The sequence below is a fragment of the Paenibacillus fonticola DSM 21315 genome (assembly GCF_000381905.1).
Classification (GTDB): domain Bacteria; phylum Bacillota; class Bacilli; order Paenibacillales; family Paenibacillaceae; genus Fontibacillus; species Fontibacillus fonticola.
Window position 1 is genome coordinate 52,735 of the sequence record NZ_KB907278.1, and the last position, 11,277, is coordinate 64,011.

11 protein-coding genes are annotated in these 11,277 nt (G+C 48.4%); 1 reads left to right on the forward strand and 10 read right to left on the reverse strand.

Translation table 11 applies throughout. The features are described from left to right. Positions 1-92: 92 nt before the first annotated feature. Complete coding sequence (locus G358_RS33260) at positions 93-251, forward strand: hypothetical protein (protein WP_019640096.1); 159 nt, start codon at positions 93-95, stop codon at positions 249-251. Positions 252-590: 339 nt separating this feature from the next. Here G358_RS33260 and G358_RS0125505 read toward each other — a convergent pair whose 3' ends face one another. From G358_RS0125505 to G358_RS0125550, 10 genes are all read right to left on the reverse strand, one after another. Beyond that, positions 591-1,670 (reverse strand): membrane protein, encoded by a 1,080-nt coding sequence (locus tag G358_RS0125505; RefSeq protein WP_026342465.1) that lies wholly within the window; start codon positions 1,668-1,670, stop codon positions 591-593. Positions 1,671-1,740: 70 nt separating this feature from the next. Then, positions 1,741-2,205 (reverse strand): hypothetical protein, encoded by a 465-nt coding sequence (locus G358_RS0125510; RefSeq protein ID WP_019640098.1) that lies wholly within the window; start codon positions 2,203-2,205, stop codon positions 1,741-1,743. Continuing rightward, a complete protein-coding gene (locus G358_RS0125515; protein WP_026342466.1) occupies positions 2,202-2,687 on the reverse strand; it encodes an RNA polymerase sigma factor in 486 nt (161 codons plus the stop codon). Before G358_RS0125515 ends, G358_RS0125510 begins: the two co-directional genes overlap by 4 nt. Before the next feature lie 216 nt (positions 2,688-2,903). Next, positions 2,904-3,812, reverse strand: coding sequence for an ATP-grasp domain-containing protein (locus G358_RS0125520; RefSeq protein ID WP_019640100.1), 909 nt, complete (start codon positions 3,810-3,812; stop codon positions 2,904-2,906). A gap of 199 nt (positions 3,813-4,011) precedes the next feature. Beyond that, positions 4,012-4,707, reverse strand: a complete 696-nt coding sequence (locus tag G358_RS0125525) for a DnaD domain-containing protein (protein WP_019640101.1) — start codon at positions 4,705-4,707, stop codon at positions 4,012-4,014. A gap of 84 nt (positions 4,708-4,791) precedes the next feature. Continuing rightward, positions 4,792-6,087 carry an asparagine--tRNA ligase gene (asnS, locus tag G358_RS0125530; RefSeq protein ID WP_019640102.1) on the reverse strand — a complete coding sequence of 432 codons (1,296 nt, stop codon included), beginning with the start codon at positions 6,085-6,087 and terminating at the stop codon, positions 4,792-4,794. Positions 6,088-6,123: 36 nt separating this feature from the next. Further along, positions 6,124-7,329 carry an acetate/propionate family kinase gene (locus tag G358_RS0125535; RefSeq protein ID WP_019640103.1) on the reverse strand — a complete coding sequence of 402 codons (1,206 nt, stop codon included), beginning with the start codon at positions 7,327-7,329 and terminating at the stop codon, positions 6,124-6,126. Then, the gene (locus G358_RS0125540) at positions 7,326-8,198 is read right to left on the reverse strand and encodes a 3-hydroxyacyl-CoA dehydrogenase family protein (protein ID WP_026342467.1); all 873 of its coding nucleotides are present in this window, start codon (positions 8,196-8,198) and stop codon (positions 7,326-7,328) included. Before G358_RS0125540 ends, G358_RS0125535 begins: the two co-directional genes overlap by 4 nt. A 134-nt stretch (positions 8,199-8,332) precedes the next feature. Continuing rightward, positions 8,333-9,838: an AAA family ATPase gene (locus G358_RS0125545; RefSeq protein WP_019640105.1), complete on the reverse strand. Its 1,506-nt coding sequence runs from the start codon at positions 9,836-9,838 to the stop codon at positions 8,333-8,335. Next, positions 9,831-10,364 carry a hypothetical protein gene (locus G358_RS0125550; RefSeq protein WP_019640106.1) on the reverse strand — a complete coding sequence of 178 codons (534 nt, stop codon included), beginning with the start codon at positions 10,362-10,364 and terminating at the stop codon, positions 9,831-9,833. Before G358_RS0125550 ends, G358_RS0125545 begins: the two co-directional genes overlap by 8 nt. Between the last annotated feature and the right edge of the window lie 913 nt (positions 10,365-11,277).

Consider the following 11,277-nt stretch of genomic DNA (forward strand, 5'->3'; position numbering starts at 1 on the left):
TGCTAGTTAACCCTCCTCTATCTTAGCAAAAAAAAGCCGCTAAAGGCGAAAAAGAAGCTGTGTCCAAAGTACAGAACCTAAACAATTGACGATTGAGGGCCGTACGTCCCTCCCTCCGGCCGTTTGAGAAATGGACGGCTCGTTATCCGCATACGCCAGCCGGCCCGGAGGAGCAGCCCGATTATACGATCAACGAGCCGCTGGAACCGCTGGTGCTGGCCGAACGGCTGAACGCCCGGTTATTGGAGTAAAGGACGAATCATAGACGAGTTATACACATACGTTGTTATATAATTACCTACAAACAAGTTCACGCTTAGTTCGGTCTGCTGCGGTAAATATCGATGACTTTTTTAATAAGTTAAGATGGAGCCGTCCAATTAAGTTCTTAGAACAATAAGTCCCTAAAAAGAGTTGGACGGAAAACGCGCTGTTTTCCGTCCAACCTTTTTACATATCTGCTTTGTAGAAAAACAGCGAGGCGGGTGCCGCTGCTCTTAGTAAATTGGGTCAGTTTATACTGATTTTCTGGACACTCCCTCTTTCAAATCCACGCAGGAGCCCCATTGACACAAAAGCATATCGCCCAATCAATCGTCAAAACGTATATCATCGTTCTTGTTTCGAGACAGCAGCTTGATTCCGCCCCCGATGAGGACAAGTGAGACGATAAGCGGCCGCAAGTACGTCGTGATGAAATGTCGAATGTGAAACTCTGGTAAAAAGCGGTCAAATACCGGAACAATCAGGCTCATCGTCACATAATAAACGCCTAGCAGCAGCAAGATGAGCCCCAGCCAATTCTGATTGCTGCCTTTCCAGTCCAGCAGCGGGCGATCCTCTAGCAGACCAAGGTCATATCGGCTCGTCGCCTGCAGCCCGTCAAAGAAACTGTAAAACCAAATGACCGGTACGATAAATAGAAACAACGACAGCCGCAGCACATCAATAATATAAAAGCTGCCAATAAACAGCACCATCATTTGCAGTCCCCGCTTCTGCATCCCTAGATACATCTGACCCGCACCCGGAAAAGCGGATAACAGCATCGCCAGCGTCTTGCTCCGCTTGCCTTCCACCCGGCCGGACTCCCATTCGTCGAACAGCGTGCGGTCGGCCAGCAGCTCGCCAGCCTGCTTGCGATGGACAAGCTGCACCGCATCGAACATGCAGTACAGCCAAATAATTGGCAGCAGGCCGAGGAATAGCAGAAATACACTTCGATTCGTTATCCCCGTAAGTACGAACATCATCGTGATCAACCCGAAGAAGCTCATCAAAAAAGACAGTCCCCGCTGCATCAACCCGAGCTGAAAATGGCCCAGCCCAGGAACGAACGATAGCAGAATCGTATAGAACCGCTCCGCATCCGCTTGACCTTTACGCGTCCGTTCATACGGATAAGTGGACAACTCCTCGGCGGGCGCACGCAGTAAAATAATGACTAAATCAAGCATGCAGATGCACCAGAGCACAAAAGCACAGATGCACGCCAGCAGCATGATCTCCCCTTTACTAACTGACACCGCCAGCAGAAAACCAAGCAGCAGGCCGCCAAAGAAAAATATCGGGTAAACGATGCCTTTCGTCCTTCTCCCCCAATATAAATGGCCGAGACCGGGAATAAAATTCAATATGAACGCAAGCATTCTATTTCGGTATTGTGGCAATAAAACCGCATCCTTTCCATCGTTTAAAAGTCGTACAGCATCGATTGAACTTTCCGGCGCAACCAAAACGTTAAGGCTTTAAATAATCGAGCCAGCCTGAAGTTTTGTCGAGTATTTGCTCGCTTAAGGAAGGCTCTGAAGAGGGTGGGAGCACATGCCGGGCCCCAGTCGTTAAGCGATCAAACACGCCAAACGATAACAGAAACAAAGTGACCGAGGCCGCGATGACATAATTGAACAGCGGATGCCCGATCCAGCGGTTCTTGGAAACTCTCGTTTTCCTTCTAGCGCTCTGCGCAGCCTTTCTGGGAGAACGTGGAAGGGCGTCCATCAGCGCTTCCAGCAGTGCCTCTTCCTCCTCCTGCTGCAGTTGAGGCAGCTCATGCTCAAATGCTTCGATAGCTTCCATATAAGACTCTAAAGCGCCAGCATCGCAAAACAATAAATTTTCAATATGCCGTCTTTCCTGCTCATCCAGTTCGCCTTGAATATATTTGTCCCAACGTATGCTTTGCCCCGGTTGTTTTGCATTCATCTCCATTCCTCCTCCTTCCAATGCTCGCGAATCCATGATCTGGCCCGGTACAGTCTCGATTCTACCGATTTCACAGCAATAGACTGCTCCGCGGCAATATCGTCATAGCTTTTTCCTTCTAAATAAAATGCCGTAATAATGTCACGATGCCCTGGCGGCAGCTCCCGGATCCGGGTACGAAGCCGGGCCTTACGCTCCTGATCCATTAATTGCTGCAAAGTATCGTCCTCATGAACTGGCGCAATATGTAATACTTTGGCGGGATCCCATTGTTCCTCTTTGCGGCGATCCCGCTTTCGCTTTAAATCAATCGCCTTATGAACAGCAATGCGGGTTAACCAAGTTTTAAAGCCTTCATAGCGGTAGCCGGGGAGAGATTTATAGACTTGCAGAAATATTTCTTGCGAGGCGTCCTCCGCTTCCTTTGCTTCCCGTAGTACGGAATAAGCAATCCGGTATATGTACGCGCTGTACTGCTTCACCAATTCACGAAAAGCAACGCGGTCACCCTGTTGAATTTTTTGGATTAGTGCCTTTTCCTCAATGACTCTCCCCTCCTTCCCATTTATATAGACGAAGCAGCCCTTCCCTGCCCCTGCATAAAATAAAAAAAAGAATTTGCTCCATAAGCAAAGACGCCGACGACTACCTTTCGCCAGCGTCCTATCCCTATTTCAAGCTATACAACAACTCCACTGCTATTCATATCGGTGTATCCGTACTCTTAAAAAATTGTAAATTTCCTCAGGTATATTCACATTACAGCAGGATTCCAGCCCTTCAAACCCAGGGGAGGAATTCGCCTCGCAAATTTTATAATGATCACCATCAAACAACAGGTCGATTCCAGCGATATCCAGGTTCAAAATCCGTGACGTTTCCAAGGCGAGCCACTCAATTTCCGGTGTAATTTCGTAAGGCTCCACCAATCCCCCGCGCGAATAATTCGCCTTGAAGCTGCCGCTGCCGGAATGCCGCTTCATCGCCGCTACAGCCCTGCCCCCGATCGTAATGACACGCAAGTCCTTTCCGCGGCTCGGCTCGACGAACTCCTGTAAAATCATCGTCGCATCTTCTTTGTAGGCATAAATCATCTCCAGCAAATCAATGAAATTATGACTTGTCTCTGCCAGAAACACCCCACAGCCTTGAGACCCGGAAATCGTCTTCACGACGACGGGAAATCCTAAATGCTTGTCCACTAATTGCACATCCACTTTAGATCGAATCAGCATCGTTTTGGGAACGGGTAAATTATGCTCCGCCAAAATTTGCAGCGTGTACATTTTATCTTTTACCGTTTCGATGCTCTGCGAAGAATTAAATGTCTTCACCCCAAGCCGCTCTAAATGCCGGATCAAAGCGAGGCCGAAATAATTCGTTCCAGCGCCCATGCGCGGCAGTACAAAATCCGGTAGCTGCAGCACTTCACCATCGACCATCACGCTTTTTCGGTCATCTCGGGTAACGATCAACTCAAACTGTTCCGGAGAAAAAACACGGATATCCATATTGTGCTGCGCCGCGTCTTCAAGCAAACGCCTCAGTTCATATGTCTCAGGTTTTACTTCGTTTGAAGCGTTTTTGTAAATGATCCAGCCTTTCATTACATTTCTCCTTCCGACATATAAATGGATGCAATGGTGTATAATTTACGTTAAGGGTCCCATCTAAAACATAACATATATCAGGAACTACAGTAAGAAAAACATCAAAAAACCTCCCCCGGAAAAGTTGGCAGCATTGGTTTTCTTAACCAGCAGCCACTTCTTCTCCAGAAGAGGTTCGTCACATATGCTAAAATGATTAACGGCCCAGGCTCCGGAATTTCTGAGAATAAGCCTTGGCGGCCTCTACCGTATTGATGCGGTTGCGGCCCCACTCCAGCAATATGCGGTCGATATATCGAAAATGTACTTTCCCGGCGAAAACAGCTTCTTTCAAAGCGAGTAATATAAGTTCCTCCGGGTAGCCGTCCTCATCGACCCAGCCAGAAATCGTCTCAAATTCCATCGGGGACAGCGGGCGCGCGAACTCTTTCTCAAAAATAACGAACAGATTTCTTTCCGTCACATCCTGCTCGGGCGCTGCAGCACCGCCTTGATGCTCCGCGCGCAGCCGGGCAGCCGCACGCTCTTCAGCCAGACTAAGCGCAAGGCGCTCGTACATCCCAGTTAAATTATAACTTTCCGACTGGACACCCGTCAGCTCATCGATTTGTTCGTCGATGCTAATCCACTGCTCTTTCATAAGACGCTGGATGACGGATGAAATTTCACCAGGAGCACGGCCCATAACTTGCTCCAATTGCCCGATCGAAGGAAAGTCATTGCGCTCCACCTGCTTAAAGGCGATTAATTGCAGGAGAAGCATGACATCTGTATCATTTAAACCGAGCTTCCGGTAATGGGTAAGCAGGTGGAACGGCACCTGGACCGTACCGCTTTCCATTCCGTGAGCCACCCCCTTGGCCCACACCTTCCAGCCTTCGGTCAATGCCATATATATACACCTTCCTTATCCAAACAACCCCGTGCCTGTATTGTATAACGTGTATAACACAAATGCCTTTCCCCGCTAATGATTTTACGGATAAAGACGGTACAGCATCCGCGGAAACGGAATCGTCTCCCGTACATGATCCAAGCCGCAAATCCAGGCTACCGTCCGTTCCAGACCAAGCCCAAACCCGGAATGGGGCACGGAGCCGTATTTACGCAAATCGAGATACCATTGATACGTTTCCGGCGACAGGTCGTGCTCTTTAAAGCGCGCCTCCATCAGCTCAGGATCATCGATTCGCTGTGATCCGCCGATAATTTCGCCGTAGCCCTCCGGAGCGATCATATCCGCACAAAGCACGACCTCTGGTCGGTTAGGATCAGGCTTCATATAGAAAGCCTTTATTCCGGCGGGATAATGAGTAATGAAGACCGGTTTATCATATTGCTCGGCAATCGCCGTCTCATGGGGCGCACCGAAGTCTTCGCCCCATGGAATATCGAAGCCCTTCGTATGCAGAAACTCAATCGCTTCATCATAAGTAATCCGCGGGAATGGGGCCTGAATACTTTCCAGCTTGGAAATGTCACGCCCGACCGCTTCGAGCTCGGCGCGGCAGTTGTTCAATACGGACTGCACCACATAGGTTATGAACTGCTCCTGCACGACGAGACTTTCTTCATGATCCGTAAAAGCCATTTCAGGTTCGATCATCCAGAACTCAATCAGGTGACGGCGGGTTTTGGATTTCTCCGCCCGGAAAGTCGGGCCGAAGGAATACACCTTGCCCAGCGCCATCGCAGCAGCTTCCATATAGAGCTGACCGCTCTGCGTCAGATAAGCATCCTCATCAAAATACTTCGTATGGAACAAATTCGTCGTACCCTCTGCAGACGTCGGCGTTAAAATCGGCGGGTCCACGAGTGTAAAGTGATTCTGATCGAAAAACTGCTGAATCGCTCTGATAATTTCCGCCCGGATAACCATAATCGCCCGCTGCTTCGAAGAACGCAGCCACAGATGGCGGTGATCCATCAGGAAATCAACGCCGTGCTCCTTCGGTGTGATCGGATAATTATCTGTTAAATGAATGATTTCCAAATCGGTGACCGTCATTTCGTAGCCCGACTGGCTCCGCTGCTCCTCGCGAATAACCCCCGTCACATAAAGCGATGATTCCTGGGTCAGGCTCTTGGCCGCATTCCATGCTTTTTCAGAGACTTCACTTTTTACGACTACCGCTTGAATATATCCTGTTCCATCACGCAGCTGCAGAAACTGTATTTTCCCACTGGAGCGTTTGTTGTTTAACCAACTGCCGATGACGACCGTCTCACCGACGTGCTCGTTAACCTGACGAATCACTGTTTTGTTCGCCATGTATGAACATCTCCTCTATATGGACTAATGATAAAGTTATTTAGCTTGTTGTACGATTTGATGTGTATCGCGAGCAATGACCAATTCTTCATTCGTAGGAACTACGAGTACTTCAACTTTGGAATTCGGTGTCGAAATGCGGCGCGGATCGCCAGAACGAATTTTGTTCAGCTCTGGATCCAGCTCTACACCGAGATAGGTCAAGTTCTCGCAAACTTTCTCTCTTACGATCGCCGAGTTCTCGCCGACGCCCGCTGTAAAGACGATTACATCCACGCCGTTCATCGCAGCCGCATAGGAGCCGATATATTTGCGAAGACGATATTCATACATTTCAAAAGCGAGCGACTCATTTGGTTCGCCGGCTTCCATCCCATCGGTAATATCTCGCATATCGCTGCTCGATCCTGAAATCGCCAGCAAGCCGCTATGCTTATTCAACATAGAATTCACTTCGTTAATCGTAAGCTCTTCTTTGTTCATAACATAAGGAACTACAGCGGGATCCAAATCTCCGCTTCTCGTCCCCATAATCAATCCTTCCAGCGGAGTCATGCCCATAGAGGTATCTATGGAGACGCCATCCTTAACAGCCGTTAAGCTGGCTCCGTTTCCAATGTGGCAGGTGATGATTTTCAAATCTTCAATCTTCTGACCCAAAAATGCAGCCGCAGTGTGGCTCACATACTCATGCGAAGTTCCATGGAATCCATAACGGCGAACTTTATGCTTCTTATACAGCACCTTAGGAATGGCATATAAATAAGCTTTTTCCGGCATCGTCTGGTGGAATGCCGTATCAAACACAACGGTTTGCGGCACGTTCGGCAGGTTTGACTCCGCAGCCTGAATCCCCATCATGCATGCTGGATTGTGTAGTGGGGCCAAATCGAATAAACGGCGGATTTCGGATTTAACTTCCCCGGTAATTAGAGCCGAACCTTTAAATGCTTCACCGCCATGCACTACCCGGTGGCCCACTGCCTCGATTTCATCAATCGTTTGGAGCACGCCATGCTCTTTGTGAGTAAGCTTTTCGAGCACCTTGCGAATTGCAGTCGTATGCTCCAGAATATCACTAACCTCAGTTACTTCTTCTTTGCCTGTCGGCGTATGAGTGAGGATTGAAGAATCCATACCGATCCGTTCGACTAGACCTTTGGCCAATACGGATTCATCTGTCATGTCGTACAGCTGATATTTCAAGGAGGAGCTCCCTGCATTAATTACTAGTACTTTCATAACCGGTCACCGTCCTTATCGTATTTGAAAAATCCTTCGCCTGTCTTCACGCCGAGATTGCCTGCGCGAACCATCTTCTTCAGGACGTAAGAAGGCCGGTATTTCAAATCTCCAAATTCGCGGAACATCCGTTCCAGCGCGGCTAATACGGAATCCAGACCGAAGCGGTCAGCCATCTCAAGCGGTCCATACTGGAACTGATAGCCGACTCGCATCGCGTCGTCAATATCCCTGGCGGTGGCAACACCTTCCCCGAGCACATGCAGCGCCTCGTTAATCATGACGCAAATAATGCGGGAAGTTACGAAGCCCGGCGACTCATATACCATGATGCCGCGTTTATCGACAACTTCTTCTACAAAATGCTTCGTCTCTTCAAAAGTTTCGTCCGACGTCTTCAAGCCCCGAATAATTTCAACGAGATTAATGCGGGATACGGGATAAATAAAGTGCATGCCGATTACCCGTTCAGGATACATCGTCGAGCCGGCGATTTCCGTCAAACTAAGCGTCGACGTGTTGCTGGCCAAAATAATGTTGCTCGGACACACATGATCAAGCTGCTTGAACATCTCTTTCTTGGCATCCAAATCCTCCGAAATGGTCTCGATGACCATATCGCAGGTACCGAGTTCGGCAAAATGAGTTACTTTATGCACTTTGGACAAGATCAGCTTCTTCTCTGCCTTCGTGATCGCCCATTTCTCAAGCTGCTTGTCTAAGCTCGTTTCTATCATGCTGTAAGCATGTTCCAATTTTTCAGGTGTTTCTTCTACGAGCAGTACATCGAGTCCTTTCGCAGCCAGCATTTCACTGATGCCCTGACCCATTGTACCTCCACCAATGACACCTATTCTTTTGAAGTTCATGGTTCTCTCGCTCCATCCTTTCATTATCTACGTATAATATTGTACCCTTTATGTCGAATAATACAATATTTATACCCAACATATAATAATATCTTAGCACGGAAAAAAAGTAAAAAAAATAACCGGCAAAGGAATTATGCCGGTAAAAGCGTTCTGTCACTAATTTGACATCGAAATTGCTCTCCTGAGAGCCGTTCTTCTCTCAAAAGAATTTCGAGAGATTTGTCGAATACTGATGAATGGTCCAATAAGAGCTGCTTGGATTTCGCAGCTAACTCATCCAGTATCGCCGAATTTTCATTCATGAGCACTTCTTTTGTCATCATATCCATGTTGACGATGCCGAGTGAGGTGAGCCCGGAAGTCATCATTGTATGCACGATGTTAATTGCCTGTTCAAAATCGTTGCTGGACCCGGTGCTGCGCTCGCCATAATAAATTTCTTCCGCAGCTGCCCCAGCGAGAGCAATAACAATCTGCCCTTCGAGATATGCCTTTGTATATAAGTACTTATCTTCCTGCGGGTTATGTCGTACATAACCAAGCGCACGGCCGCGCGGGCTAAGCGCAACCTGATTCACGCTGCCGGGAGCTACAACTTCAGCAGCTATCGCATGGCCCAGTTCATGAATAGCTACGCGCCGCTTCTCTTCCTCCGTGGACTCCCGGTCCGTGCGCTCGCCGAGCATCACTTTATCGATCGCCATCGATAAGTGGCGCTGCTCAATTTCCTTCAAGCTCTCGCGCATGGCGTAGATCGCCGCCTCATTCATGACGCTCTCCAGCTGCGCGCCTGAGAAACCGAAAGATTCCTCCGCCACTTTATCAAGGCTTACACTTTCATGCAAAGGCTTGTTCTTCGCATGCAATTCAAGAATATGGGCTCGTCCCTTCTTATCCGGCAAATCAACCTGAATATGACGATCAAAGCGGCCGGGACGCAGCAGAGCGCTGTCCAGCATCTCCTTGCGGTTCGTCGCGGCCATCAACAAAATGCGCGGTGTCTCCGCCGTATATATTCCGTCCATTTCCGTCAGCAGCTGATTCAGCGTCTGATCGTACTCCCGCTGCTGTCCGCCCTCTCTTTTTCCGCCGATTACGTCAATCTCATCGATAAAAATAACAGCATTCTCTTTGTTCTCCTTGGCTGCCCGGGTGCGCGCCTCTTTAAACAGCTCGCGAATCCGCCCGGCGCCTACGCCGACATACATTTCCACGAATTCACTCCCCGATGCAGCGACGAAGACAGCATTCGTGTAATGTGCTGCGGCTTTGGCCATCAGCGTCTTGCCCGTACCCGGAGGACCCGTCAGCAAAATGCCTTTAATCGGGCGAATGCCGAATCGCTTGATCTCTTCGTGACGGACCATGAAATCCAACGCTTCCTGAAGTTCCTGCTTGGCGCTCTCCTGGCCGCCGATTTCCGCGAAAGTCAGCTTAGCCGGGCCGGCTTTCCTCCGTTTGCGTTCCTGTGCTGCGCCAATGGCGATCCCGCCGCCGCGCATTTTCAGCATCACAAATATCGCTGCGAACATGAGCAGCCCAAAGACGAGCGGAATGACATTATAACCGATAAAAGCCATAAAGATTAAGAAAACAGGGGCAAAGCCAATGACCAGTTCCCACATCCATTTACGCATTTGGCCACACCCCCAATTTTTGCGGAACACGTGGTAAAATGACATATTTGCTCGCCGTTCCATAAGTTAAAGTCACATAGACGTTGTCATCATCCATATCCGCACTTGCTTGCAGCGAACCGTGCTCCTGTTCCAATCGCGCTAAAGCAGCTTCAATTTCTGTATATTGCTTATTCTCCATCGCCTGTGCAACTGAGAAAAGAGCTTTGTTCCAGATTTGGTCCAGTTCTGAAGTGGAATGATCTGTCACTTCCAGCTTGAAAGTGCGCTTACCCAACAGTTCCTTGCCGTCTTTCTCGATATGACGGGCAAGCCCGCCTATATTAGTTCCCGGTTTAAGGTCCAGTTTCAAACCTACCTCTTTTGGGGTAATATCAAACTGTACATGCTCGACACCCTCATATTGCTTAACCAGTTTCTCCAACGGGGCCTCGATTGCCCATTGCCGGTAGGCAAACCACCCGCCGAACAGCAACACGGCAGAGACTGCAGCGATGGCGACAACTTGTCCAATACGTAGTTTCACTTCGCGGCCTCCTCCTATTATTAAATTATATATAATATCTTGCGCGAATTGATATACTTTAATCTATCAAGAGTTACAAATAAGAGTATATCATATGATGCAATATTTTTTGAAGACAAAGTGTGAATATATTTAAAATTTTTAGTAAAAAGTCGGCTTAGCCAGCCGGACGAGCTGAAAAATCGGACAGGGCTAGCTAAACGATGGACGAACGAGGTCAATAAACCGTATTTTGCCCATCCTGACCACCCGTCTAACGGGTGGTTTGCTCTTAGGGTATAGCCCTGCTGCGCCTAAAGACGCTAACCTGGCCACAAATCTGTCCAGGCTCAGTGTTATTTGTCACTTTCACTTACCAGTTAAACTGGTTTATTTCCTTTTGCTTTTGTTGCTGCTGAACGGATCTTCAATGTGGTATTTGCACATCCACTTTGTGTGAGCTAAGCTATAGCTCTTGTTTGCCATCCAAGACTGTTCCTTTCCAAGGGCTTAGATCGAGAATGTGACTCAGAACGTGAACGAAATTTTATAACGAAGAATTTTATAACAAGCTGATGATCGTTATCTGTGTAAAAATAACCCTTCTCAAAATGTAACGAAGCTGGGTAACGTTATTTCAGTCTTTACTGCTCCAAACAGAGGATAAACCGCAAATAGAGTGTCTGAGATTCGCTGCTATGAACGTTTTTGTCAAACCCTCTATTTTTTCTGCCTGAGCACGTGGCGCGAGAGCAAAAATGCGAGCGACGGTCGGCACGCTGCTATCCGTGGGTTGGGTACCACATGTTATGCCTTCGTCAAGGAGAGCTTTTGCAAGCTAGAAACGCACGTTCAGTTCTTGGCAAACCTAGTGCAAACGAATCACGCATATTCTCTCCCGAACCTTCGTTTGCTCCCGGGCCTCGTGCTCCGG